General features: G+C 71.4%; 23 protein-coding genes. 3 read left to right on the top strand and 20 right to left on the bottom strand.

Features of this window, described 5'->3' with window-relative positions; genetic code table 11:
- Window positions 1-10: 10 nt before the first annotated feature.
- From AB0I71_RS13455 to AB0I71_RS13425, 7 genes are all read right to left on the bottom strand, one after another.
- The gene (locus AB0I71_RS13455; protein WP_357584166.1) at window positions 11-1,591 is read right to left on the bottom strand and encodes a uroporphyrinogen-III synthase; all 1,581 of its coding nucleotides are present in this window, start codon (window positions 1,589-1,591) and stop codon (window positions 11-13) included.
- Window positions 1,588-2,586 (bottom strand): hydroxymethylbilane synthase, encoded by a 999-nt coding sequence (gene hemC / locus AB0I71_RS13450; RefSeq protein ID WP_357584164.1) that lies wholly within the window; start codon window positions 2,584-2,586, stop codon window positions 1,588-1,590. The genes AB0I71_RS13455 and hemC overlap by 4 nt, the downstream gene beginning before the upstream one ends.
- Window positions 2,583-3,911, bottom strand: a complete 1,329-nt coding sequence (locus tag AB0I71_RS13445) for a glutamyl-tRNA reductase (RefSeq protein ID WP_357584162.1) — start codon at window positions 3,909-3,911, stop codon at window positions 2,583-2,585. The genes hemC and AB0I71_RS13445 overlap by 4 nt, the downstream gene beginning before the upstream one ends.
- Complete coding sequence (locus AB0I71_RS13440) at window positions 3,908-4,678, bottom strand: redox-sensing transcriptional repressor Rex (RefSeq protein WP_357584160.1); 771 nt, start codon at window positions 4,676-4,678, stop codon at window positions 3,908-3,910. Before AB0I71_RS13440 ends, AB0I71_RS13445 begins: the two co-directional genes overlap by 4 nt.
- Window positions 4,679-5,014: 336 nt before the next feature.
- The gene (locus AB0I71_RS13435; RefSeq protein ID WP_357584158.1) at window positions 5,015-5,683 is read right to left on the bottom strand and encodes an HAD hydrolase-like protein; all 669 of its coding nucleotides are present in this window, start codon (window positions 5,681-5,683) and stop codon (window positions 5,015-5,017) included.
- Window positions 5,684-5,722: 39 nt separating this feature from the next.
- Window positions 5,723-5,974, bottom strand: coding sequence for a glutaredoxin family protein (locus AB0I71_RS13430; protein WP_357584156.1), 252 nt, complete (start codon window positions 5,972-5,974; stop codon window positions 5,723-5,725).
- Complete coding sequence (locus tag AB0I71_RS13425; protein ID WP_357584154.1) at window positions 5,967-7,541, bottom strand: AMP-binding protein; 1,575 nt, start codon at window positions 7,539-7,541, stop codon at window positions 5,967-5,969. Before AB0I71_RS13425 ends, AB0I71_RS13430 begins: the two co-directional genes overlap by 8 nt.
- 604 nt (window positions 7,542-8,145) lie before the next feature.
- Here AB0I71_RS13425 and AB0I71_RS13420 point away from each other — a divergent pair.
- Together AB0I71_RS13420 and AB0I71_RS13415 are read left to right on the top strand one after the other, a co-directional pair.
- Window positions 8,146-9,096, top strand: coding sequence for an ECF subfamily RNA polymerase sigma factor, BldN family (locus tag AB0I71_RS13420; RefSeq protein ID WP_357584152.1), 951 nt, complete (start codon window positions 8,146-8,148; stop codon window positions 9,094-9,096).
- Between the two features lie 283 nt (window positions 9,097-9,379).
- Complete coding sequence (locus AB0I71_RS13415) at window positions 9,380-10,240, top strand: DUF5667 domain-containing protein (RefSeq protein ID WP_357584150.1); 861 nt, start codon at window positions 9,380-9,382, stop codon at window positions 10,238-10,240.
- A 144-nt stretch (window positions 10,241-10,384) separates the two neighbouring features.
- On the opposite strand, the gene AB0I71_RS13410 is transcribed toward AB0I71_RS13415, so the two are convergent.
- Window positions 10,385-13,339 carry a hypothetical protein gene (locus AB0I71_RS13410; RefSeq protein ID WP_357584148.1) on the bottom strand — a complete coding sequence of 985 codons (2,955 nt, stop codon included), beginning with the start codon at window positions 13,337-13,339 and terminating at the stop codon, window positions 10,385-10,387.
- Window positions 13,340-13,390: 51 nt separating this feature from the next.
- A complete protein-coding gene (locus AB0I71_RS13405; RefSeq protein WP_357584146.1) occupies window positions 13,391-13,876 on the bottom strand; it encodes a hypothetical protein in 486 nt (161 codons plus the stop codon).
- 215 nt (window positions 13,877-14,091) lie between these two features.
- Between AB0I71_RS13405 and AB0I71_RS13400 the strand changes: the two genes are divergently transcribed.
- Window positions 14,092-14,766 (top strand): hypothetical protein, encoded by a 675-nt coding sequence (locus AB0I71_RS13400; protein ID WP_357584144.1) that lies wholly within the window; start codon window positions 14,092-14,094, stop codon window positions 14,764-14,766.
- Here the strand turns inward: AB0I71_RS13400 and AB0I71_RS13395 are convergent.
- From AB0I71_RS13395 to AB0I71_RS13345, 11 genes are all read right to left on the bottom strand, one after another.
- Window positions 14,708-15,613, bottom strand: coding sequence for a lysophospholipid acyltransferase family protein (locus tag AB0I71_RS13395; protein WP_357584292.1), 906 nt, complete (start codon window positions 15,611-15,613; stop codon window positions 14,708-14,710). The two genes, AB0I71_RS13400 and AB0I71_RS13395, sit on opposite strands and share 59 nt — an antisense overlap.
- A 62-nt stretch (window positions 15,614-15,675) precedes the next feature.
- Entirely contained in the window at window positions 15,676-16,749 is a 1,074-nt protein-coding gene (locus AB0I71_RS13390; protein WP_357584142.1) for an NAD-dependent epimerase/dehydratase family protein, read from the bottom strand.
- 117 nt (window positions 16,750-16,866) lie between these two features.
- Entirely contained in the window at window positions 16,867-16,968 is a 102-nt protein-coding gene (locus AB0I71_RS13385) for an AURKAIP1/COX24 domain-containing protein (RefSeq protein WP_007465623.1), read from the bottom strand.
- Window positions 16,969-17,189: 221 nt separating this feature from the next.
- Entirely contained in the window at window positions 17,190-17,399 is a 210-nt protein-coding gene (locus AB0I71_RS13380) for a helix-turn-helix domain-containing protein (RefSeq protein ID WP_007465625.1), read from the bottom strand.
- Between the two features lie 226 nt (window positions 17,400-17,625).
- Window positions 17,626-18,810, bottom strand: coding sequence for an ABC transporter permease (locus tag AB0I71_RS13375; RefSeq protein ID WP_357584140.1), 1,185 nt, complete (start codon window positions 18,808-18,810; stop codon window positions 17,626-17,628).
- Complete coding sequence (locus AB0I71_RS13370; RefSeq protein ID WP_357584137.1) at window positions 18,807-19,583, bottom strand: ABC transporter ATP-binding protein; 777 nt, start codon at window positions 19,581-19,583, stop codon at window positions 18,807-18,809. Before AB0I71_RS13370 ends, AB0I71_RS13375 begins: the two co-directional genes overlap by 4 nt.
- Complete coding sequence (locus tag AB0I71_RS13365) at window positions 19,580-20,968, bottom strand: HlyD family efflux transporter periplasmic adaptor subunit (protein ID WP_357584135.1); 1,389 nt, start codon at window positions 20,966-20,968, stop codon at window positions 19,580-19,582. Before AB0I71_RS13365 ends, AB0I71_RS13370 begins: the two co-directional genes overlap by 4 nt.
- Before the next feature lie 42 nt (window positions 20,969-21,010).
- Window positions 21,011-22,402 (bottom strand): hypothetical protein, encoded by a 1,392-nt coding sequence (locus AB0I71_RS13360; protein ID WP_357584133.1) that lies wholly within the window; start codon window positions 22,400-22,402, stop codon window positions 21,011-21,013.
- Between the two features lie 71 nt (window positions 22,403-22,473).
- Window positions 22,474-23,061 carry a WHG domain-containing protein gene (locus AB0I71_RS13355; RefSeq protein ID WP_357584131.1) on the bottom strand — a complete coding sequence of 196 codons (588 nt, stop codon included), beginning with the start codon at window positions 23,059-23,061 and terminating at the stop codon, window positions 22,474-22,476.
- Window positions 23,054-23,854 carry an alpha/beta hydrolase gene (locus AB0I71_RS13350; RefSeq protein ID WP_357584129.1) on the bottom strand — a complete coding sequence of 267 codons (801 nt, stop codon included), beginning with the start codon at window positions 23,852-23,854 and terminating at the stop codon, window positions 23,054-23,056. Before AB0I71_RS13350 ends, AB0I71_RS13355 begins: the two co-directional genes overlap by 8 nt.
- A gap of 92 nt (window positions 23,855-23,946) precedes the next feature.
- The gene (locus AB0I71_RS13345) at window positions 23,947-24,867 is read right to left on the bottom strand and encodes a proline dehydrogenase family protein (protein WP_357584127.1); all 921 of its coding nucleotides are present in this window, start codon (window positions 24,865-24,867) and stop codon (window positions 23,947-23,949) included.
- Window positions 24,868-24,872 lie beyond the last annotated feature (5 nt).

Genomic DNA, 24,872 nt, shown 5'->3' with positions numbered 1-24,872 from the left:
GCCGGATCGGCTACCGGAACCTCAGCGCGGTCGGCCCCTGGACCTTCGAACCACGGCGCTGCTTCGCCGGCATCGCGGCGAGCTTCTCCCGCAGCTCGACGGCGTAGCCGGCGAGCGCCTCCACCAGATCGGGCACCGACGCGTGCGGCGGCTGGACGTCGACCCGCAGGCCGAACTCCGTCGCGGTCTCCGCAGTCTTGGGCCCGATGACAGCGACAACGGTACGCGTGTGCGGCTTGCCGGCGATGCCGACCAGGTTCCGGACCGTGGAGGACGAGGTGAACAGCACCGCGTCGAACCCGCCCGACTTGATCGCGTCCCGGATCTCGGCGGGCGGCGGGGCGGCCCGGACCGTCCGGTACGCGGTCACGTCGTCGACCTCCCAGCCGCGCTCGGTGAGCCCGGCGGCGAGCGTCTCGGTGGCGATGTCGGCCCGCGGCAGCAGCACCCGGCCGACCGGGTCGAGCACCTCGTCGTGCGGCGAGAACTCGGCCAACAGGCCCTCGGAGGACTGCTCACCGGAGGGAATCAGCTCCGGCTGGATGCCGAAGGCGCGGACCGCGTCGGCTGTCGCGTCGCCGATACAGGCGATCTTGACGCCACCGAAGTGCCGGGCGTCCAGACCGTGCTCGGCGAACTTCTCCCAGACCGCCCGTACCGCGTTGACCGACGTGAAGATCACCCAGGCGTACCTGCCGTCGACAAGCCCCTTGACCGCCCGCTCCATCTGGGCCGGGGTACGCGGTGGCTCCACCGCGATGGTCGGCACCTCGCAGGGGATCGCCCCGTACGCCCGCAGCCGGGCACTCATCGCGCCGGCCTGCTCCTTGGTGCGGGGCACCAGCACCTTCCAGCCGTACAGCGGACGGTTCTCCCACCAGCTGAGCTTGTCCCGCTGGCCCACACCGTCGCCGACGGTCAGCACGACCCGGCCGGTGAAGCCGAGTGCCGCCGCCACGAAGGAGTCCACGGTCGACGTGGTGGTGTACTGCGTCTCCCCGGTGCCGTCGCCGGTCACCCCGACGTCGGTGGTGCCGTCCACGCCGGCGGCGAGCAGCCCGTCCCGGATCGCGGCCAGGTCACCGGCGTCGACCGCGAGCGCGAGCGAGCCGCGTTGCACGGCCGCCGCCAGCGCGTCGAAGTCCAGGTTGCTGACGTCCTCGACGTCGGCGGCGGTGCGTACGCCCGGCAGCGGCACGCCGGCGTAGGTGGCCACCCCTTCGGCCTGGCCGACCCCGGGAACCACCTCGAAGTGCGCGGCGGTTCGCGCCACCGCCTGCACCTCCTTGACCACCGAGTCGTGACCGAACGGGTCGCCGGCCACCAGGTGCACCGCGTTCTGCCCGGAACGGGCCGCCGAGATCAGGATCTTGGCCACGTCGCCCGGCGCGCCCTCGGCCGGGGTGAACTGGGCGTCGGACCTGGCCTCGACCCGGACGGCGTCGAGCAGCGACTCGGGGACTCCCCGGTCGTACACCACCTGGTCGGCGTCGACCAGGGCGTCGTGCGCCCGGCGGGTCAGCAGGCCCGGGTCGCCGGGTCCTGCCCCGACGAACGCGATGCGGCCTACGGGCTTACGGGTGCGGGTCATTCTGTGCTCCCAAATTGCTGGGTCCCCGGGCCGTCGTGTCCTTGCGGGCCGAGGATCGAGTCGGCGCCGAGGTCGAGGAGTTCGGCGGCGAGTGCCTTACCGATCTCCGCCGCATCGGCGGGCGTTCCGGTGCGGGACAGCCGGATCTCGCGGGTGCCGTCCGGGCTGATCACCGCCCCGCGCAGGTAGATCTCTTCAACAACGTCACCCTCGACACCTGAGCCGGTTGGCTCGCCTTCGGCGACGACGGCGTATGCGGCGACCGGTGCGGAGCATCCGGCCTCCAGGGTGGCCAGCATCGCCCGCTCCGCGGTGACCGCGGCGCGTGACGGTGCGTGGTCGAGCGTCGCGAGCAGCTCGACCAGGTCGGTGTCGTCGGCCCGGCACTCCACCGCCAGGGCCCCCTGAGCGGGAGCCGGCAGCATCAGCATCGGGTCGAGCGTCTCGGTGACGGCGTCGGCGCGGTCGATGCGGGCCAGGCCCGCCCGGGCCAGGACGACGGCGTCCAGGTCGGCCTCCGGGCCGAGCACCCGGGCCAGCCGGGTGTCGATGTTGCCCCGGATCGGGGTGACCGACAGTGGCATGCCCAACGCGTGCAGCTGGGCGATCCGGCGCAACGCGCCGGTGCCGACCACCGCGCCGGGATCGAGTTCGGCAAGCGTCCTGCCGTCGCGGGCGACGAGCGCGTCGCGCGGATCCTGGCGCGGCGGCACCGCGGCGATGTGCAGCCCCGCCGCGGTCGCGGTGGGCAGGTCCTTGTACGAGTGGACCGCGAAGTCGATCGTCCCGGCCACCAGGGCGTCACGCAGCGCGGAGACGAACACGCCGACGCCGAGGCGGTGCACCGGCGCGTTGGACCGGTCGCCGGCGGTGACCACCTCGACCAGCTCGACGGGGCGTCCGGTTCGGGCGGTCAGCGCTTCGGCGACGTGCCCGGACTGGGCCATCGCCAGCTTGCTGCCCCGGGTACCGAGGCGCAGCGGGGCCTCGTTCATCGCTCGCCTCCTGCGGGTGGGGTGATGTCGGGCACGGTGTCCACCGGCGAGGTCTGCGGGACCTGGAGATCGAACAGCTCACGCAGCAGGGCAGCGTACTGGTCACCGCCGGGTTCGGCGGCGAGCTGGCGGACCCGGACGGTCGGCTGGTGCAGCAGTCGTTGGACCACCCGGTGCACGGTGCGGGCGACCTCGGCGCGCTGGTCGTCGCTGAGGTCGGGACGGCGCTGGGCGAGCCGGCGCAGCTCGGCGGTGACCACGTCGTCGGCCCGGCCGCGCAGGGCGGCGACGGTCGGCGCCACGTCGGCACCACGCAGCCAACTGAGGAAGGACTCGACCTCGCCGGCCACGATCCGTTCGACGGCGGCGGCGTCAGCGGCGACCGGACCGTCGGCGAGCAACGCCGCCATCCGGTCGATGTCGATCACCTCGACGCCGGGTAGTTCGGCGACGCCGGGGCCGACGTCTCGCGGTACCGCGAGGTCGAGCAGGACCAGCGGGCCACGCCCGGGGTCCCGGCCGGCGGCCGCCGCGGCGACCACCTCGCGGGTGAGGACCGGCTCCGGAGAGGCGGTGGCGGCCACCACGATGTCCACCGTGGAGAGGGTGTCGGCCAGTTCGGCCATCGGCCGCGCACCGGCGCCGTACGACTCAGCCAGCCGGACGGCCCGGTCCGTGCTCCGGTTCGTCACGGTCAGCGGCCCGGCACCGAGCCGGGAGAGCGTCGCCACGCCCAGTGAGCCCATCGCCCCGGCCCCGACGATCAGCGCGGGACGACCGGTCAGGTCGTCGTCGAGGTGACCGGCGGCGAGGCCCAGCGCGGCGGTGACCACGCTCTGGCCGGCACGGTCGATGCCGGTCTCCGAGTGCGCCCGCTTGCCCACCCGCAGCGCCTGCTGCATCAGCTCGTGCAGCAGGCGTCCGGCGGTGTCCGCAGCACTGGCCCAGTGGTAGGCGTCGCGCAACTGCCCGAGAATCTGCGCCTCGCCGATCACCATCGAGTCGAGGCCGGCGGCCACTCGGAAGACGTGATCCACCGCCGCCGAGTCGAAGTGCACGTAGAGGTTGTTGGCCAGCGCGGCCGGCTGACAGCCCGCCTGCTCGGCGAGGACGGCGCAGATGTCGCCGAGGCCGCCGTGGAAGCCGGACACCGCCGCGTAGACCTCCACCCGGTTGCAGGTGGAGACGAGGACGGCCTCGCTCACGTACGGCTGCGCGACCAGGCGCCCCAGGGTGCGGTCGAGCCCGCTGGGTGACACCGCGAGCCGTTCCAGGGTGGCGACCGGTGCGGTGCGGTAGGACGCGCCCACGACGAGGAGTTTCACGTGCCGATCGCCTCCTGGCTCTCGGTGACCGCGAGACCACCTGGCAGGGCGGTGAGGGCGGACCCACCGGCGGCGGGGAGCGCGGTCAGGGATGCCTTGCGGTGCTCGTGGAACGACAGGATCTGCAACTCGATGGCGAGGTCGACCTTGCGCACGTCGACCCCCTCGGGAACCGAGAGTACGCACGGGGCGAAATTCAGGATGCTCGTCACGCCGACGGCGACCAACTGGTCCGCCACCCGTTGTGCGGCGGCGGCCGGGGTGGCGATGACCCCGATCGCGATGGATTCCTCGGCGGCCACCCGGGGCAGTTCGTCGATGTGCTGTACGACCAGGTCGTTGATCTCCTCGCCGACCCGCTCCTGGTCCGCGTCGAAGAGCGCGGCGATCCGGAAACCGCGGCTGGCGAAACCGTCGTAGCCGGCCAGGGCGTGACCGAGGTTACCCACTCCGACCAGGGCGACGGCTCGGCGCTGGGTGAGCCCGAGCACGTACTCGATCTGATCGATCAGCAGCCCGACGTCGTAGCCGACGCCCCGGGTGCCGTACGAGCCGAGCTGGGACAGGTCCTTGCGGAGCTTTGCCGAGTTCACTCCGGCGGCGTTGGCCAGCCCTTCGCTGGAAACCGTCTCGTGACCGGTTTCCGCGAGATTGTGCAGGGCACGGAGGTATTCGGGGAGCCGGGCCACCGTCGCCTCGGGCAGGTCCGGGAGCGCCGGTACGGCACCGGCGCGACCGGGCGCGCCAGGGTGACGGTGCTGACTCATGAGACTCCGTGCGGTGCGATCCTCGACCAACTCCACCGGTCGGCCGTTTCGGGACTCCCACTGGCGACCGATGTTGCCGGCTGTGCTAGCAGGGCGCGTCGGAATTACAGAGTAGGCGCTTGTGAAGACGTGCACAAATCGCGATCTTGCTGGCACGGCCCGCGCCCCCACCGGCCCCTCCATCCCACAAGATCGATCACCACCTCGCCGTAAGCACCCGCGCGATTATCCCTCAATCCCGACTTCTCTGACCAATCCCACACCGCCCCCGACCCCATTCCAATTGGTCGATCATGGAGTTATCGCCCCGACACGCCGATTTTGAGGGCGACAACTTCATGATCGACGGGGTGGATCGGCGAAAGTGGTGGCGAGGGTCACGGCCTCGGTGAGGGTGTCGGCGACCGGGTGGCCGGAGGCGAGCAGGCGGGAACGGTCGGTGAAACCGCCGGTGTAGAGGACGGCCCGGGCACCGACGGAAAGGGCCGCGTCGGCATCGTCGAGCGAGTCGCCGATCAGCACCACCGACCGACCGTCGACGCCCAGCGCGTCGAGGTGCCGCGCCAGTGACTCCGCCTTACGGTCGCCGCCGACCTGCGCCCGTAGCCCGTCGACGCGGGCGAACCGGGCGCTCAGGCCGTACGTCTCGACGGTGGGCACCAGTTCGTCGTGGAACCACATCGACAACAGGGACTGGCTGCCGGACCAGGCCGCCATCGCGTCCACGGCGTCGTGTGCCAGCTCACACGTGGTCAGGCCGACCCGGTAAGCGTCGTGAAAGATCTTGTCCAGCCGCCCGAAGGCGTCGTCGTCCACCGCCCGGCCGAGCACCTCCGCGTAGTAGTCGGCGATCGGCCGGCGGAACCGGACCCGGTGCTCGTCGGGGGTGACGCTCGGCCCACCCTCACTGGCGAACACCGCGTTGGTGCAGGCCACCACCAGGCTGAGATCGTTGAGCAGGGTGCCGTTCCAGTCCCACACCAGATGAGGGCTCGCAGGGGTCATCGCCGCACCCTATCCGGCAGCCCCGGTGGCGTGGAGACCTCAGAGCTGCGGGGTGGTCAGGTCCCGCAGCAGCCGCTCCTCCTCGACCCGCCAGTACCCGTGTTCCCGGCCGTCGAGCAGCACCACCGGCAGCCGGTCACCGTACTCACGTTCCATCTCCACGTCACCGCTGACATCCCGTTCGGTCCACCGGTCACCGGTGACCGCGACCACCCGGTCGAGCGCCGCCTTGGCGTCCTCGCAGAGGTGGCAGCCGGGGCGGGTGATCAGGGTCAGGCGGGGCTCACGCATCGGTCTCCTCCGTCGTGCCGAGCACGGTCTTGCGCACCTTCCCGATCACCGAGCGCGGCAGCACGTCGACGAACTCGACCTCGGTCGGGCACTTGAATCTGGCCAGATTACGCGTGCAGTGGGCGATCAGCTCGGTACCGGCCACCTCGGCCTGTGGCACCACGTACGCCCGGACAGTCTCCCCGGTCCTCGGGTGCGGCACGCCCACTACCGCCGACTCCACCACCGCCGGATGTGCCGACAACACCAGTTCCACCTCGTGCGGGTACACGTTGAAGCCGTTGACCAGGATCAGCTCGCCGAGCCGGTCGACCAGGAAGAGATCGCCGTCGGCGTCGGCGTACGCCACGTCACCGGTGGCCCACCACCCGTCGGCGTCCGGCCCACCCGCGCCGTCCGGCCAGTACCCGGAGAAGAGGTTCGCGCCGCGCACCACGAGCTGACCCGGATCGGTGCCCGAGGCGGGGTCGGTGAGGTCCATCTCGTCCGGGTCGTCGTCGGGCGCGGCGACTCCGTCGCGCCACAGCTCCGTACCGTCCGCCCCGACCAGCCGCACCTGGATCCCGGGCAGGGGACGACCGATCGATCCGGGCCTGGGCTCACCGGCGACCAGGGTCGAGGTGAGCACCGGGGCGGTCTCGGTCAGGCCGTACCCGACGTGCACCGGGCGACCGGTTGCCTCGGTGAACCGCGCCGCGTCGGCCGGCTCCAGTGGCGCCGCGCCGCAGACCACGATCCGCACCGCCGCCATCGCCGCGGCAAGGCTGTCGGCGTCCGCCCGGGACCAGGTCTGCACCATCGACGGTACGCCCACCAGCACGCTCACCCGGTGTCGGGCGATCTCGGCCAGCGCCGCGTCGGAGCCCGAATCGTCGACGAGCACCCCGGTGGCACCATTGTGGATCACCGCGCCCAACCCGGCGTTCAACCCGTAGGCGTGGAACAGCGGCAGGGCCAGCAGCACCGTGTCGTCAGGGCCGACCACCGGGGGTTCGATCCGGGCGACCTGTTCGTGGTTGGCCGCCAACGCCCCGTGCGAGAGCATCGCCCCCTTCGGCCAGCCCGAGGTGCCCGAGGTGTAGAGCAGGACCGCCAGGTCGTCGGCAGCCCGGGTCGGAAACGTCCGGTCGCCGCCGGCCGTGGGCGCGTCGGTGTACACCGCGACAAGCGCGGGCAGTTCCAGCTCCGCCACCAGATCCCGGATCCGCTCGGTACCGATCAGCACCGACGCACCCGAGTCCGCCAGGACGTGCCGCAGCTCGCGCGCGGTGAAGCCGGGATTCACCGGTACCGCCGTCAAACCGGCCCGCAGCGCACCGAGCAGGCTGATCACGAACTCCGGCACGTTGGGCAGCGCCACGGCGACCCGCGCACCCGGCTGGGTCGCGTCGCCCCCCGGCACCGCGTCGGTCAGTGCCCGGGCCACCCCGCTCACCGCCTCGTCCAGTTCGGACCAGGTGATCGTCCGGTCCTGCCAGTGCAGTGCGGGCTTGCCGGCGTGCAGCTCCGCGGCGTGGCGGAGGCGATCGGCGAGGTTGGGACCGGCGACTGAGTCAGGATCCTGCACGGTGGCTGAGTCTGGCACAGCCCGATCCGCACGGCCATGCCCGCGAACCACGGGTCGCCGTCGTCCGCCTCGCTCGGGTGAACGCGTCAACCGTCCAGGAGGGTACGGCGAGTCCCGTCGACGGAACCTGACGACATCACCGACGGTGCGGAACGAGTGCGACGGCAACGCACCGCAGGCGTCCGGCCAGCGCCCGGCACCGCCCCCGACCGGGCCGGGACGCCCGCTGCCGATCCCGCCCCTCACCAGCACTAACAGCGTCTCTACTGCGGATCAGCCGGACCGCCGGTTGTCAACCACACCCGACGGACAACCGGTCCGCCAGGTCTGCGACACGTCGGGAAATACTTCGGCCCTGTGTAACGGACTTGCCACACGCGGGTGACGTTGGCCCTATCATCACTCGGGTCGGCTCACCCCATTTGCCGTGAGTCGACACCCCTCAGCCCGAGGAGGCCCCCGTGCCGTTGAGCGCATTGGACCAGCACCTCAAGGGGATCTGCCGCCCGCCGGCACACCCCGGAGCCACCCTGCCCGACGGGGCAACGACCGGTCGACCGGTGGTTGCCGGCCCGGCGGCCACCGGCGGAACGGAGGCGGCGCGATGACCGCCTTCGGCTTCGCCGAGCGTCCGGTCGGCCTGACCGGTCCGGCCGCCCGCACTCCGATTAACGAACGCGGCGGCGCCCACGGCGTGCCGGACGCGTCGGCCAACCTCGCTGTCCGGGGCGACGGCACCGCGCGCCGGGTGGGCAGCCGACCTCATCAGAACGAGCCGCCGCATCGACCACCCGTACCCGGGGGAAACGCGAAACCCGCAGGTGGGCGGGTCGCCTCACCGAACCGGCCGACGATGCCGGCACAGGCTCGACGCAGCGGGGACGCGCCGGTCACCGAGGTGTCCACCACCGAGACCGCGGTGCTTCCGGCGGTCACCGCCGAGAAGACCGGCACCTCGACCGGGTTCCCGAGCCGCCCGGATCCGTCCGACCCGGCGACCGAGGTCTGGGCCCTCGTCGAACGCGCCCAGGCAGGTGAAGCCGAGGCGTTCGGGCTGATCTACGACCGCTACGTGGACACGGTGTTCCGCTTCGTCTACTTCCGGGTCGGCAATCGACAGCTCGCCGAGGACCTCACCTCGGACACCTTCCTGCGCGCCCTGAAGCGGATCGGTAGCTTCACCTGGCAGGGCCGGGACCTCGGGGCGTGGTTGGTGACCATCGCGCGCAACCTGGTCGCCGACCACTTCAAGTCCGGCCGGTACCGGCTGGAGGTGACCACCGGCGATGTCCTCGACGCCGATCGGGAGGACCGCGGCCCGGAGGGCAGCCCGGAGGCGGCGGTGGTGGAGCACATCACGAACGTCGCGCTGTTGAGCGCCGTGAAGCGCCTCAACCCCGAGCAGCAGGAGTGCATCGTGCTCCGCTTTCTCCAGGGCTTCTCGGTGGCCGAGACGGCCCGGGCGATGGGCAAGAACGAGGGCGCGATCAAGGCACTCCAGTACCGAGCGGTCCGGGCCCTGGCACGGCTGCTCCCGGACGGATTCCAGCCGTGATCCCTCGGTACCGGCACGGCCACCGCCGCTCCCGGGCAGCATCTGGGCTCCTTCGACCGGGAAGCGATCACTTTGCGTAATTTCCGCACCGGCCGGGCCGTAACCCGCCCCCGGCACGGCGCGTTTCTCCGGGTGCGACCGATGACAGGCCGGGAACCCCCAGGGTCCTCCGGATGACCTGCGACGGTGCCGACGACTGCCGTCCGCCGTGGTGTCACGAGGTGATCGGTCGCTGGCGGTGAACGCGGCCGACCGGCCGTGACCAGCGAGAGGAGGTGCCACGGTGGACAACGCCCTCTTCTCCCGTCGGCGCGCCGAGCGCTTCGCGCAGCTTCTCGACGAAGCCAACGGCGGCCGACGTCATCACGTGCGATCCCGGGACGACGACGGGCTCGTGCCGCTCGTCACGCTCGGCCGGCGACTCGGTGCCAACCCGCCGGCCGCCGAGGTCGACCCGGAGTTCCGGACCGGCCTGCGGGCGATGTTGCTGGCCACCGCGGCTCGCGAGGGTGTCGGCACGTCGGCCGCCGCCCGGCCGGCAGAGAAGGCGACGTCCGGTCGCGGGTCGCTGCTACCTGCGGTCACCGCCCGCCGGGCCCGCGCCCGCGGCGCGATCCTGATCGGCATCGCCGCTGGCGCCGTGGCCGTCTCCGGCATCTCGGCCGCCAGCGAGAACGCGGTGCCCGGTGACGCGCTGTACGGGATGAAGCGCGGCACCGAACGGGCCCAACTCGCGCTCACCAGCTCCGACATCAGCCGGGGCCAGCTCTTCCTGGACTTCGCCCGTACCCGGTTGACCGAGGCGTCCACGTTGCGGGGCAGCCAGAACGGGTACAGCGCGGTGCTCGACGACATGGACGCGGACACCCGGCAGGGCGTACGCCTGCTCACCGGAGCCGCCGCGCAGCGCTCGGATCCCGCGGCGCTGGCCGCGGTCGACGCGTTCCTGATCGAGCAGCGGCGCTCCCTCAATGCCCTGGAGAGCCGGGGCTCCCGGGCCGACCGGGTGCGCACCAGCGAATCGCTGGCTCTGCTTGAGTCCGTCGCCGAACGGGCCAAGGCCATGCGCGCTGCCATCGGCTGCGGCCAGGAACTCACCGCCACCAGCGACACACTCGGTCCGATCCCCGCCACCTGCTCCTGACCCGTCGGCCCTCCGAGCCCGCCGGGGGTCCGGACCGGCCCGGCTGGTCGCCGCGCAGGAACCTCACCGATACCGAGCTGTCCGCCTCGGACACCAATCAGGTGCCCGAGGCGGACGGACGGCTGGCCGTGCGTGCGAAGGACGTCAGTAGTCGTCGCCGCAGGAGTGACCTGGGTTGCTCCCGATCGGCACGAATGCGATGGTGTCGAACGCGACCGCGTCAAAGTTCCGCGTCAGCACCGTACCCACGTTGTTGAGCTGCACCTGTGCGCCCCGACCCAACTCGTACGAGCCCAGGTAGACCCACTTGTCCTCACCGAGGTTGGCGGGATTCGGGTCCGGGATGCCCCCCGGCAACGCCCAACCGGCCTCCCGGGCGAGGTCGAGCACACAGGTACGTTGTTCGCCGATCGTGCCAGTGGTGATCAGATACTCGGCGTGGTGGTAGTCCGCACCGTGACTGGGCACGTGCGCCACGATGTCGTAGCGGGCACGCTCGCCGGGCACGAGATCGAGGTTCGGTGTCCAGGAGCCGACGATGCGGCGCTTCGGGTTGCTGCTGTTGACGTACGTGAACCAGATGTGGCCCTTGTAGCCCGCGCCGATCTGGTGCAGGTCGATCTCGGCGTACGGAGCCGTGCCACCGCCGGCCGGTAGGCCACGTCGGATGGTGAACTTGCCATCGGTAGCGCCGATGTCGCACCCGAGGTTGTACTGCCCGGTGTCGTTCAGCGAGTAGACCATCGACATCCGCTTGTTCCGGTTGCGGTTGCCGTTCTTGTCGCCGGTGAACGTCTCGCAGTTGCGTGGGTAGATGCGCTTCACCCCCGGCTCGGCGGCACCAGACCCGTAGCTGAGTTTTTCCCGGGCGCACTCCTCCAGCAGGCAGTTGCCTGAAGTCGCCTGGCCGTGCCACCAGCAGGCTTCGGAGTCCGCCGGGCAGCCGTTGGTGGCCGGCGAGCAGCTGTTCACCGCGGAGCAGAACGCGTACCGGTCCGGGATCGAGAGCACCTTTGTGAAACGCGGCGGGTAGTTGGGCGAGTTGCTGCTGTACTCCGGGTGGGAGTACGCCTCCGTCATAACCGGGAAGCCCTTGAGCTGCGGCGTCTCCACCCAGCCCATGATCCGCTCGGGATATGCCCATTCGTTCGGCCGTTCTGCGTCGGCCATGGTCTCGCGTAGGAACGGTGCCCGGTTGGCCGGGTACCTCGGGTTGGCCGGGTTGTTGAACCAGCCGATGCCGAACCGACCCTTCTGCAGGGCGCTGTTACGCCGGTCGTACGGGTAGTAGCCGCTGTTGTAGGCCCAGACGGCGAGGAACCAGTTCTCGACCCAGGTCGGGTCGTTGTTGTTCATGTAGCTCTTGTGCTCGTCCAGCTCGGTGTTCATCTGGTTCCATTTTTCGATCAGGATGTTGAGGCCGGCGGCGATGTTGGCCGCGTAGTCAACGGCGATCGCCCGACGCTGCGTGTCGGTGAACAGATTGGTGTCCACCTGCATCCCGTCGGTGACCTGACCGATGCCGTACCCACAGTCGGTCTTGCTGTAGTCGATGACGTCGAGGTTGTCTTCGTTGCCGTAGTAGCTGGCGATCAACGGGTTGCCGGTGTCACCGGGCACGACCCGCCACGACGCCTGGGACAGGTTCGTCTCCTGCGCCAGTACTGCGAGCATGATCTGGGCCGGTACCCGACCACCGCCGACCAGCTGGCGCAGCGGGAACAGGCCCTGCGGTTGGTACGCGGACAGGCCCGCCTTCAGGTAGTTCGCCGGCCGGGTGACGTTGAGCCGTCCGTGCACCGCCTGGTCGACCGCCCACTCGACCATGTCCGGGCTGGGCTGCAGGGGCTGCACCCGGGGGTCGTTGCGCGGGATCGCACATGTCGGGGTGCCGATGTCGGCCGCACTCACGGCGGCACGGCCCGACGCGGTGCCGGTGCCCAGTTCGACGTCGAGGGTCGGCGCCAGGGTGGTATCCAGGGTGTGGACGGCGCCCTGGCCGCTGGCTGTGGCCCGCACCGCCACCCGTACGTCTCCGGCATCGGCCGGGTCCGCCGGGCTCAGGGGCTGGCCGACCGAGCGCATGTTCTGCTGCGTGACCACCTCCTCGGCGATGAGGTGTCCCTCGGCGGAGAGCGCGCGCACCTGGCTGACCGCCGGGAGAACGCTCAGCTCTGGCATGCTGCCGCGCATGCTCACCTGCCCGACCAGGGCGTTGCGACCGCCGCGCTGTCCGAAAAGCTGGAGCCGGTCGCGGGGGCCGGTCGCCGTTACGGTCAGCCTGCCGTCCCGGAACCGCTGGGCGACCGCCTGCTCACCGTCCACGCTTACCAGGTCGATGCCGCTGCCGGCGGTGGCCTGGACCGCGAACGGTTGGCCCTGCGGCCGGGCCAGTCGGGTGGTCCTACCGGTGGCCTCGACGCGTACCAGCTGACCGCCGAGGATGCCGTAGTCGCCGTCCGGCGCCGGCGCGGGCGTGGTGAGTTGGCCGTCGACGCGACGGGTCTTGGTCACCCGGCCCTCGGCGGCGTCGACGGTGAGCAGCTCGGTGGTGAGCGCGAAGTCGTCACCCACGGATCGGGTGAGCAGGGCCCGGTCGCCCGGGCCGCAGGCCGGGTTGAAGTAGGCCAACTCGACGCCGGTGGCCACGTGGGTGGCCTTACCGGTGGCGATCTCCACCACCGCCGCAAGGGCACCCGCGCGGGACAACTCCGGCTTGTTGGCGGCCTTCTTCGGGGCGAAGACGGCGACGGCGTACCGACCGGATCCGGTGACGCAGACGGTGCCCGTCCATGGACCGACGGCGAGTGAGCTGGACGTCAGGGTGGCCAGGGTGGACCAGCCGAAGGCATCGGACTCCCGGGCCACGTAGAGGTGGTATCCGTCGGTGTCACCGGCCCCAGTCACCAGCAGGTCGGTCGACTTCCGCCATGCCTTACCCAGCGCCGCGTCCGGCGCGGTGAAGGCCGCCGGCGTCGTTTGACGCTCCGGCTCGGCCGCACCGGCCGGAGTCGATACCTGCACGCCTGCGGCCGGTATCACGACCAGAGCTGTCGCGGCGGCGATGAAGCGCCGCAGCTTTCTCTTCAGTGAACGCACGATTCCCCCGTCATCACACTGTGAATGGTCATTTCTTTACGGCTGGGCGGGTCAGCGCCACAGAGTGCACGCGTTGAAGCCGCCGGAGGGGAAGTCCATGTCCGGGTCGGTGCCCTTGTGGCTGCCGCAGAACTTGACCGACTGCTGCCAGTCGACCATCGGCGTGGTGTAGTTTCCGGCGTTGCCCATCTGGAAGAAGTCCGCCAGGTCGTTGACGCCGCCGTATTCGCTCTGCGTCCAGAGCTGCGCGTAAAGGAAGCCGATGAGTTCGGGGGCGTTCAGCTCACCCCACATGGCCTTGCAGGCCGGGCTGTACCACAGGTCGCCACGCGTTGCCTGGGTCACGTCCGGATCGACGAGGGTGAAGCCGTTGATGGCGAAGGCGCCGTCCCGGCAGCCCTGGGCCGCCGCCATCTTGCCGCGACATCCGGCTCCGACACAGCCGGGTGCGGCCGCCGCCGGAGCGGCCGGCAGCAGGAACAGCAACCCAAGGATAAGGATTGACAAATAGGATAATTGCGCGCGGAAGCCGCTCACGTTTCCCCCGTGTGGTGACCGCTTACAAGACATCGAAAGTCTTACAGCTTTCGTTCCGTGACACAACGTTGACCGCACTCAGACCCGGTGCTAGCTTGGCCCGGCCGAACGGGGTCCGTTGTGGCCACGGTGCACGACGACGGGGGACACGCATGACGGACCAGGTCGGAGCCGAAGCACGCCCGTCACCGCGGTTTCCGCGGCGCGGAAGGACCTTGCTGGCGGGACTGGCCCTGCTGATCGTGATCGCGGTCGGCCTCGGCGGCGCATGGTGGTACGGCGGGCGTGAAACTTCCGGCACCGCCGGGCCGGCGGTGCCCACACCCGTAGCCCCACCGGGCGCTACTCCACCGGGAGCCACTCCACAGGTGCCGGAGCCGGCACCCAGCGGCGCGGCGAGCGACACGTCGTCCGCCGCGCCGTTACCACCCATCCCGGGCACCACTGTGGAATCCGTCGCAGCCGGCTGGCGCAAACGCTGGGACACCCCACCGAAGGCTTTCAGCCGTGGCTACGACACCACCGCGCCGATGCCCGGCACCGGTCTTCGCACCCGCTACGGCGTGCTCAAGAGTCCCATCGGCGACGGCAAGTCGGTCGCCACCCTGTTCTGCCTGGTCCCTGACAGCAAAGTGGACATCGACGAGCGGTTCCTCAAGGCCGTGGTCGACGCCTGTCTCGCTCCCGCCCTACGGTCGGAAGAGCCGGCGGCTCTGCTGTCCTGGCTGGCCCAGCAGGACTATTCCGCCGACGTCTATGAGGAACTACCGCTCGCCCGGTTCGACGCGACGGTGACGGCCGTGCGGGGCAGTTTCTCCCTGCACCTGAGATCTAAGGGCCGAACGGGTCAGGCCGGCGCTCCAGCAACTGATGCAGGGTCTGCTGGATAGTCTCCCGTACCTGGTCGGCGAGATTGAACACGACAAGCGGATCGTCCGCCGAGTCCATCAGGTGAGCGGTCGGGATCGGCGGGCAGAACTCGATGAGCCACTTGCTCGGCAACGGCACCATGCCCAGCGGCCCGAGCCAGGGGAAGGTCGGTGTCACGGGAAAGTACGGCAGCTTGAGCAGCCGGGCCAGTGGCTTGATGTCGGCGAGCATCGGGTAGATCTCCTCGCCACCGACGATCGCCACCGGGATGATCGGGGTGCCGGTGCGCAGCGCCGCCGAGACGAAACCACCCCTACCGAACCGTTGCAGCTTGTAGCGATCCGCGTACAGCTTGCCAACGCCCTTGAAGCCCTCCGGGAAGACCCCCACCAGGTCGCCGTTGCGCATGAGCCGCTCGGCGTCCGGGTTGCAGGCCATCGTGCCGCCGGTCTTGCGGGCGATCTCGGATACCACAGGCATCCGGAAGACCAGGTCCGCGCCGAGCAGCCGCAGGTAGCGATGGTCGGGGTGCTCGTGGTGCAGCGCGGTGGAAAGGATCAGCGCGTCCAGGGCCACGGTGCCGGAGTGGTTGCCGACGACAAGTCCCGCCCCGTCCGTGGGTACGTTCTCCAAGCCGGTGACCTCGGTGCGGAACCAGTCACGGTAGAGCCGGCGCAGCAGCGGATGGAAGACCGCGTCGGTCAGCTCCGGATCGAAGCCGAATTCGTCCACCTCGTAGTCGCCGGCCAGCCGTCGCCGCAGGAAGGCCAGGCCGGTGGCGACCCGGCGGTCCCAGACGTCGCCCGGCTGATCCGGTGCGGCCGGGCGGTGCCCGTTGCGCCGGGCCGGGTCCGCGTCGGCAGTCACCGGCGCCGGCACGGCGTACCGGTCGTCGAGGCGCGCCTCGTCATGCTGCTCCTCGGGACCGGTCACGACCGCTCCTGGACGGCGGCGCGAACCTGCCTGATCTGGTTCAGCACCACCTGCTCGGCGGCGGCCAACTGCGCCCGGGTCACCACGGCACGCCCGTGGTGCGCCCGGATGAAGTCGTCGAAGGCGGCAGCTGTCGAGCGGGGCGTGAAAGCGTACTCCCGCTCCAGCCGGGAGATGTCCACGACCCGGCCGTGCACGAAGAGGTCGACCTGGTCGAGGCCGTAGCGGCCGAAGCCCATGACCCGGGCGAGCGCGGCGGCACCGGACAGGCCCGGTTCCAGCACCGGTACGGCGACCCGGCCGGCTCGGCGGATCGCCTGCGACAGCGCGAGCACCCCGGGCCCGGCGACGTTGAAGGTGCCGGGATGGTCCTCGACGACCGACCGGTGCAGCACCTCCAGCGCGTCCTCGAAGTGCAGGAACTGCAACCGGGCGTCCCGACCGAAGATGGTGGGCACCACCGGCTGCGCGAAGTAGCGGGTGAGCGTGGTGTCCGCCGTGGAGCCGATGAACGGAGCGAAGCGCAGCACGGTGGCGGTGACGTCACCGCGCCGACGACGGAAGCCGCGGACGTACCCCTCGATGTCGAGGATGTCGCGGCCGAAGCCGCCACGCGGCACCTCGCGCGGCTCGGTCTCCTCGGTGAAGACGGCCGGATCGCGGAACGAGGCACCGTACGCCGCGGTGGAGGAGCGGACCACGATCTTGCGCAGCCGTGGTGCCCGCTGGCACGCGGCGAGCAGTTGCATGGTGCCGATGACGTTCTGTTCCTTCATCGCCGCCCGGCCACCGTGTTGCGGATCCGGGGAGCTGACCAGGGCCAGGTGCACCACGGTGTCCACGTCGAGGTCGGCGAGCAGACCACCCACCGAGCCGGCGTCGACCCGGATCCGTTCGACCCGGTCGAGCAGTGCGTCGACCTCAGGCCCCGGCTCCGGCAGGTCGATGCCGATGACCCGGTCGATCCGCGGATCGGTGGCGAGCCGGGCGGCGACGTGCGCGCCGAGGTATCGACTGACTCCGGTCACGACGACGACCCCCGGAGGGCTCTGGGAGCCACCGGGGGTCATGTCTGGCACCTACCCCGGCGGCTGGGACCGAGCCGGGGCAGCCACGGCCTGATCACCTGAGCCTCCGAGGGTCGACAGTTGGCGAGGGACGAACGCCGGGACCGGGCCCGGCGTCGGTCACTTGCCGAGACGGCGACGCTGGACGCGGGTCTTGCGCAGCAGCTTGCGGTGCTTCTTCTTAGCCATGCGCTTGCGGCGCTTCTTGACCACCGAGCCCATACGACAGCCTTTCGATGCAACGTGCGGCGCGACCGGGAGGACACCACGAGACCGTGGCGTCAGCGACCGCTTGCGGACAGGGACCGGACCGGCGGGATGGGCGGCGGAGCGCACCAGCGGTCACGATCAGAGTCCAGCGTAGCGGGGATGCGTCAGCAGGACCAACGCGCCCCCGCTCGATGCCCGTTCCACCGGGCCGCGTGACCCGGTGAGCACCAGGGTCAGGCGGTCTCCTGGAAGGCGCCACGCAGGTACTCGTGCACCGCGTGCTCGGGTACCCGGAACGACCTGCCCACCCGCACTGCGGTCAGCTCACCGCTGTGCACCAGGCGGTAGACAGTCATCTTCGACACCCGCATGACCGTCGCCACCTCGGCGACGGTCAGGAACTTGACCTCCGACAGCCGACCGTCGGACTGCGACCCGGCCATGGCTCACCCGACCCATCCCATGCCCGGCGCGTGCCGCCACACGGGTCCTCCCGCGCGGCCGGCGACGCGCGTGTTACCAGTACGGTAGCGGGACGGCTGTGACCGGCGCGATCCCTTCCTGCAACTGATCATGACCCGCTTCCCGCCTGACGGCGAAAAACCCCTGGTCGGGTGCAGTAACCGGGATTTTGGCAACGATCAACCTCGGCCGCGGGTATCGGAGAGATCACTCGGCGCGCAGGGCCACCACCGGATCGAGGCGACCGGCCCGCTGGGCGGGCACCACCCCGAAGACGATGCCGACCGCCGCCGAGACGCCGAACGCCAGTGCCAGCGACCACCAGGTCACCGCCGCCGGGATGGGTGACAGGGCGGCCACCAGCAGTGCACCGCCCACACCGAGGGCCATTCCGGTGAGCCCACCGACGGAGGTCAGCAGCACCGCCTCCAGCAGGAACTGCACGCCGATGTCCCGGGGGCGGGCACCGACCGCCTTGCGCAACCCGATCTCCCGGGTCCGTTCCCGGACCGAGACGAGCATGATGTTGGAGACGCCGACCCCACCGACGAGCAGCGAGATGCCCGCGATGGCGGCCAGTACGCCGGTCAGGATGCCGAGGATGTCGCCAAGCACACCGAGGATCTGCTCCTGGGTGACGGCGCTGAACTCGGTACCCGGGTGTCGGCCGTTCAGCTCGGCCACGATCCGCCCACCCAGCTCGTCGATCCGCTCCCGGTCCGGCGCCTTCACCGCGATGGCGTCCACCCGCTGGGTGCCGTAGAGCCGCTGCGCCGCCGTCACCGGCACGTGCACCTCGTCGTCGCGGTCGACCCCGAGGCTCTGCCCGAGCGGGACGAAGACGCCGATCACCCGGAAGCGGACGCCGGCCACGTTGATCTGCTGGCCGACCGCCTCCCGGTCGGGAAAGAGCGAACGGGCGACCGAGTCGCCGAGCACCGCGACCCGCCGGCCGGTGTCCACGTCGGAGCGGGTCAGGTAACGCCCCCTGGCGAGTTCCCGGGCGAAGACGGTGGGGGTCGTCTCCAGCACCCCCTGGACCGTGGTGAAGTCCTCCCGGTTGCCGGCCCGCACCGTCGCACCGGAGGCGACAGTCACGGCCACCCGGCTCGGATCACCGACCACCCGGCCGACGGCATCCACGTCCTGGAGGGTGAGCGGGGAGAGCGCCGGCGCGCTACCCACGTCGAGTCGCCCCGGCACGACCAGCAGCAGGTTGGAGCCGAGGCCCTCCACCTGCTGTTCCACCCGCTGCTTGGTGCCGGTGCCGATGGCCACCAGCAACACCACGGAGGCCACCCCGATGACCACCCCGAGCATGGTCAGCGCGCTGCGCATCCGGTTCGCGCGCAGCGCGTCCCACGCCACCCGCCACGCCTCGGCCAACCTCACGCGCCGGCCCCGTCGCCCGTCGGCCGTGCCCCGCCCGCTGCGTCGCCGCCACCCGCCGGCGCCGTCGCCTCGCCGGCCGGGGTGGCCGCGCTGTCGGCGACGATCACGCCGTCCCGCATCGCGATGCGTCGCCGGGCCCGGGCCGCCACCTCCGCGTCGTGCGTGACCATCACCAGCGCCACCCCGGACTCGACGTTGAGCCGTTCCAGCAGTTCCAGTACGGCCGCGCCGGTGGTGCTGTCCAGGTTGCCGGTCGGCTCGTCGGCCAACAGCACCGTCGGGTCCGTGACCAGGGCCCGGGCGATCGCCACCCGCTGCTGCTCGCCACCGGAGAGCTGGTTGGGCCGGTGGTGCAGCCGGTGCCCCAGGCCGACCCGGCCGAGCATCGCGGCGGCCCGCTCCCGCCGCTGGCGCGCACCCACCCCCCGGTACACGAGCGGCAACGCCACGTTGTCCACCGCCGAGGTACGCGGCAGCAGGTGGAACGCCTGGAACACGAAGCCGATCGTCTCGTTGCGCAGCCGGGCCAGTTCCGGGGCGGACAGGGTGCCCACCTCCCGGCCACCGATCACCAACCGGCCGCCGCTGGGCCGGTCCAGGCCGCCGAGCAGGTGCATGAGCGTGGACTTGCCGGACCCGGAGGGCCCGATCAGCGCCACGTAGTCCCCGGCACCGACGGTCAGCGACACACCCCGCAGGGCAGGCACCGAGACCCCGTCCAACTCGTAGGTCCGGGACACGTCGAACGCCTCGATCGCCGAATCCCGGCTCACCCGATCTCCTGGCCCTCGCTGACCTGGTCGGTGCCCCGGACCACGATCCGGTCGCCGGCCTGCACCCCGTCGACGATCTGCACCAGGTCCTGGCCCTGGACGCCGACGGTCACCACGGCCCGGTCGGCCCGACCGTCGCGGACCAGCCAGACGGTGTCCCGACCGTCGACCGAGAAGAGCGCCGACGCGGGCACGGTCACCGCGTCCGCCTCCTCCCGGACCCGCAGCCGCAGCACCGCGTTCATCCCGGGGCGCGGGGTGGGCGCCGGCTCGGCCTCACCGAAGCGGCCGGCACCGAGGGCGAGGCGCACCCGGTAACTCACCCCACCCCGGGCCGACGTGCTGGGCAGTACGTCGATCGAACGGACCGTCGCCTCGTAGCTGGCGCCGGTGACGGCGTCCAGTTCGACGGTGCCGGTCAGCCCGGGCCGGACCAGTAGCACGTCCGTCTCGTCGACCTCGGCGAGCAGACCCAGCTCGCGGGTGTCCACCACGGTCAGCACCGGCGTACCGGCGGTGACCCGACCACCCACCGGGACGGCGGTGTCCACGCCCGGCGGCGGGCCGGCCGGCGCACCGAGGGCCTCCGCGCCGATCCCGGACGACATCCCACCCGATTCGAGCAGCCCGGCGAGTGCCCCCGCCGAGCCACCGCCGGTGCTGACACCGCCCGGCTGCACCACCCCGGCGATCGGAGCGCGCAGGGTCAACGCGTCGACAGTCGCCTTGGCCAGGTCGTACGCCTGTTGTGCCTGAAGTCGCTGGGCGGTGGCGAGCGCGCTCACCGCGCTGTTCAGGTTGCGGACGCCGCGTTGCACCTCACGTACCGCCCGGTCGGCGGCCCGGGCCGCCGCGTCGTACCGTCGCTGTGCCGCCTCGACCTGGGTGAGCAGCGCCTTCCGAAGTTCCGGGTCGCTGATCTTCGCCGCCGCAGCACGGGCGGCGGCGTGCGTCTCGTCGGCGGCGCGGTCGGTGCCGCGCAGCGAACCGGCGAGGTCACCGCCGCCACCGCCACCACCGGCGCGCTTCGCGGCGTTCAACGCGGTGCGGGCCTGGCGGAGTCGTTCCCGGGCCGACGGTGAGTTGATCACAGCGAGCACCTGGCCGCGCTTGACCCGCTGACCCGGCTCCACCCGGAGGCGGGCCAGCGTGCCGTCGGCCGGGGCGGTGAGGGTCGCCGCCGCCCGGGCGACGACCGTGGCGGGGGCGTCGATCTCCTCCGCCACGGCGGCTCGTGCCGCTGCGGCGAGCGTGATCGACGATTCGTCGCCACCGCAGGAGGCTGCGGTGGTGAGGGTCAGTACGGTGACGGCGAGCAGGACGGTGAGCAGGCGGAGCCGCGTGGCTGGCAGCCGCGGCGAGTCGGAGCGGCGCACGGGACACATGCTACGAGCCCCTGTCGATGTCGTTCCTGCCAGGCCGCCGGGTCAGCGCACCGCCGCCCGGATGTACGCGACACACTCCTTGTGCAGGCTGGCCCAGGTCTCGTCGAAGATCTCCTCGGAGGTCTGCCGCGGAATCCGGCGGTCGTGCAGGACCACCTTGGCGAAGGCCAGCAGGCGTTCCTCACCGAACCGCTCAAGGAAGTAGCGGGCGGCGAGGTAGGCGATCCCGTAACTGCCGGTCACCGCCTTGTCCGAGGTGTCCTCGTCGGGGGCGAGCGTGTCGAGCTTGCCGTCCCAGTCGCCCTTGACCAGCCGCCGGGTGTCGCTCAGTCCGGCGTACCGGGCGACAGGTTGGCCGTCCACCGCCGCGAGTTCCGCCAGCCCTTCGACCAGCCACCAGGACGACTCGTCCGAGTAGTCCCTCTTCTCGGGCAACGTCGCGGCGTGTGCCAACTCGTGCCGGAGCACCGCGTCCAGGCCGGGGCCGTAGTCGAAACTGTCCGGCGCGAGCACCAGTTCGTAGTGACCCCCACCGACGTTCACCGCATACCCGGCACTCCACTCCGGATGGTCGCCGCCGTACCAGCGCTTCCACTCCTTCGGTCCGGCGTAGAAGATCCGGTACCGGTCGGGCTTCTTGCCGGCCACCACGTACTCGTCGGCCACCTTCGCCGCCGCCTCGGCCCGCTTCGACAGGCCGGGCAGGCGGTGGCGGTGCGCCGGCGGCACGGCGACGATGGTCCGCTTACCCGTCCTGGTGGCCAGCGCGCTGACCTCCCAGGGAAGGCTGCCCGGCTGTCCGTTGGCCCGGTCGCCGACGGTCGGGGCGGGCTTCGACCGGCCGAGCGAGAGCAGTCGAGGCTCGGCGCCGTCGCGCCACCGGGTCTCGACGATGAGTGGGCTGGGACGGCAGTCCGGCACCACGAAGCAGTACTGGAACTCGACCGCCAGCCGCCACTCTCCGGCCTTGCCGGCCGTCATGGGCAGGCTGCTCGGGCGGGCCTCCCAGCGGGTCACCCGCAGCGCCCGCAGCGCGGCGAAGCGTTGGCGCAGGTCGCCTCGGGCGGCGGGGGCCGCGATCGCCAGGAAACCGGACCGGTCGCCGCTGAGCAGCGCGGCGGACTGCTTGTCGAGCTGCGCGGTGATCCGTTCGGCGAGCTGCCGGGCGGCGATCGTGGTCGGGTTCTCCGTCGGCGAGGCGGCCGTCGCCGGCTCGCCGACCTCGACGTCGGACAGCACGCCGGTCAGCAGCACCGCCGGGACACCGCCGCTCAACATCAGCAGCACGGCACCCAGTGCCGTCCACAGCGGCCACCGTCGACGCGGCCGAGCCGGGGGCACCGGACCGACATCGGGCGCCACCACCGCCGGAGGATGCGTCGCCTCGGCCGCCGGCATGGGTTTGTCGTCGCCCGCAGGGCCCCCGTGATTCACCGGCGAAGGGTAAGGCCTGCGGTGGTGCCGACGGAAGGCTGATCGATCGGGCGTCGCCGTCGCCCACGGGGTCAGGCAGCGCCGGGCTCCCCCGACGCGGGCCAGGAACGGAACGCGACGCCCAGCGCGGCGACCATCCGGTCGAAGGAATTGTCGACCTCGCGGGGCAGTCCGAAGTCACCCGTCGCCTCCAGGGAGACGAAGCCGTGCACCGCCGCGCGGAACATCCGGACCCCGTCCACCGCGGCGTCGCCCTCGATGCCGTACCCCCGCAGGATGGCGTAGACGACGCCGACCGCGCGTGCCCCGGCGGCCAGGTGTGCCGGGTCGCCCGGATCCGGTACCCGCTGGGTGGCCGGGTAGCGGCCGGGGTGCCGACGGGCGTACGAACGGTAGGCGGCGGCGACCGCCCGCAGCGCCTCCTCACCGCTACGGCCGGCGGCGGCCGTGGTCATCTCGTCCGCGATCTCGGCGGTGACCAACGCGGAGAGCTGCTGTGCGAGCGCGTCGGCACCCTTGACGTGCTTGTAGAGGCTGGGCAGCGCCACGCCGAGCCGGTTCGCCAGCGCGGCGAGAGTGAGCCGGTCATGACCGACCTCGTCGACGAGCCGGGCCGCCTCGCGCACCACGACCTGCTGGTTGAGCCCGGCCCTAGGCACGGTTGGCCGCCGTCAGGAAGCCGATCAGCTCGTTCGCCGTCGCCTCCGGACGGTCGGCGTGCGGGTAGTGGCCGGCGTCGGTGATCATCCTCGCCTCGGCGACCTGAAAGAGCCGCCGGGCGGCCCGGGCCTCGGCACCGGGGTCGGGGAAGTCGGGGTCCTTCGTGCCCATCAGCACCAGCACCGGCTGGCGCACCTGCGGTGCGCGACTGGTCCAGTGCGGCTGCACCGGGTGGATCACTCCCCGCAGGGGTGCCATTCGGCCCGGGCGGCGCAGCGCCGCCACCATCTCCCGGCGGTACTCCGCGTCGTCGGCCGGACGGTGCACGGGGAAGAGCGTGCGGTGAAACAGGCCGAACAGCCGTGGACTGCGTAGCACCAGGCTCTGGGCCAGTCGCATGAAGGGGTTGAGCTTCGGCGGACCGACGAACGCGCCGACCAGCACGATGCCATTGACCAGGTCCGGCGCGTCGGTGGCGGCGAAGACCACGGCCGCGCCACTTGACGAGTTGCCCACCAGGACCGCCGGACCGCCGCCGAGATCGCGCACCACCGCGAGCAGATCGGCGCCCACCTCCACCGGGGCGTACGACGGCCAGCCGGTACTGGAGTCGCCGTGCCCGCGTACGTCGATCGAGGCCACCCGGTAACCCGCCGCCACCAGCAGCGGAATCAGGTGTCGGTAGGAGTGGCGGTTCTCCCCCATGCCGTGCGAGAGCACCACAAGCGGCCCCTGCCCGTGCACCTCGTACGCGATCCGGCCGCCGACACGCTCCACGAAGCTAGTTGTCATAGCCGCTAGGCTAATGCCATTAGCCAGCGCCGTCAAGGGCATGCCACGGACCGCCGACCGGCTGTCGATCGGCGGTACGGGTACGGGCGGAGCTACTTCCGCGAAGTGAGCGCGCGGGCGAAGAAGGCCAGGTTGGCGGGACGCTCGGCGAGACGGCGCATCAGATAGCCGTACCAGTCGTCGCCGTAGGGCACGTAGGTGCGCACCGTGTAGCCCTCGCCGACCAGACGGGCCTGCTCCTCCGGCCGGATGCCGTACAGCATCTGGAACTCGAAGCGGTCGGGGTCACGGTCGAACCAGCGCGCCCGGTCCTCGCCGATGGCGATCAGGCGCGGATCATGGGTGGCGAGCATCGGATAACCGTCGCCGGACATCAGGATGTTGAGGCACCGGACGTACGACTTGTCGACCTCGCGGGCCGACTGGTAGGCCACCGACTCCGGCTCCCGGTACGCACCCTTGCACAGCCGCACCCGTGACCCGGCCGACGCCAGCTCGCGGCAGTCGGACTCGGTACGCCGCAGGTAGGCCTGCAGCACCGCGCCGGTCGACGGGTGGTCCTTGCGGAGCTTGGTCAGGATGTCCAGGGTCGAGTCGGTGGTGGTGTGGTCCTCCATGTCCAGGGTGACAGTGGTGCCCGCCGCCTCGGCGGCGGCGCAGATCGCCCGGGCGTTGTCGTAGGCGAGCTGCTCGTCGAACGCCTGACCGAGCGCGGAAAGCTTCACACTGACCTCGGCGGCGGGCGTCAGCTTCGCCTCGGCGAGCATCCGCAGCAGCGTGAGGTACTCGTCCCGGGTGGCGTTCGCCTGCTCACCGGTGACGGTGTCCTCGCCGAGATTGTCGAGGGTGACCGCGAGACCGTCGTCGACGAGTTCGCGGGTCGCGCGCAACGCGTCGTCGGTCTTGGCGCCGGCGACGAACCGGCGGACGACGTCCCGGGAGAACGGGGCCGTCGCGACGAGCCGCTCGACCCGGGATGACCGGGAGGCGGCGAGGATGACGGAACGGAGCATGAGCC

Origin of the sequence: Micromonospora sp. NPDC049891, assembly GCF_040660295.1 — a bacterium.
Classification (GTDB): domain Bacteria; phylum Actinomycetota; class Actinomycetes; order Mycobacteriales; family Micromonosporaceae; genus Micromonospora.
The sequence above is the reverse complement of the archived record's forward strand: the minus strand, read 5'-3'. Positions and strand labels throughout refer to the sequence as shown.

Bases quoted from the DNA above. Each gene is read 5' to 3' on its own strand.
- AB0I71_RS13455 (WP_357584166.1), bottom strand. From the start codon at position 1,591: ATGACCCGCACCCGTAAGCCCGTAGGCCGCATCGCGTTCGTCGGGGCA.
- AB0I71_RS13350 (WP_357584129.1), bottom strand. From the start codon at position 23,854: ATGACAACTAGCTTCGTGGAGCGTGTCGGCGGCCGGATCGCGTACGAG.
- AB0I71_RS13435 (WP_357584158.1), bottom strand. From the start codon at position 5,683: ATGACCCCTGCGAGCCCTCATCTGGTGTGGGACTGGAACGGCACCCTG.
- AB0I71_RS13440 (WP_357584160.1), bottom strand. From the start codon at position 4,678: ATGAGTCAGCACCGTCACCCTGGCGCGCCCGGTCGCGCCGGTGCCGTA.
- AB0I71_RS13380 (WP_007465625.1), bottom strand. From the start codon at position 17,399: ATGGCCGGGTCGCAGTCCGACGGTCGGCTGTCGGAGGTCAAGTTCCTG.
- hemC (WP_357584164.1), bottom strand. From the start codon at position 2,586: ATGAACGAGGCCCCGCTGCGCCTCGGTACCCGGGGCAGCAAGCTGGCG.
- AB0I71_RS13345 (WP_357584127.1), bottom strand. From the start codon at position 24,867: ATGCTCCGTTCCGTCATCCTCGCCGCCTCCCGGTCATCCCGGGTCGAG.
- AB0I71_RS13420 (WP_357584152.1), top strand. From the start codon at position 8,146: ATGACCGCCTTCGGCTTCGCCGAGCGTCCGGTCGGCCTGACCGGTCCG.
- AB0I71_RS13390 (WP_357584142.1), bottom strand. From the start codon at position 16,749: ATGACCCCCGGTGGCTCCCAGAGCCCTCCGGGGGTCGTCGTCGTGACC.
- AB0I71_RS13430 (WP_357584156.1), bottom strand. From the start codon at position 5,974: ATGCGTGAGCCCCGCCTGACCCTGATCACCCGCCCCGGCTGCCACCTC.
- AB0I71_RS13385 (WP_007465623.1), bottom strand. From the start codon at position 16,968: ATGGGCTCGGTGGTCAAGAAGCGCCGCAAGCGCATGGCTAAGAAGAAG.
- AB0I71_RS13365 (WP_357584135.1), bottom strand. From the start codon at position 20,968: ATGTGTCCCGTGCGCCGCTCCGACTCGCCGCGGCTGCCAGCCACGCGG.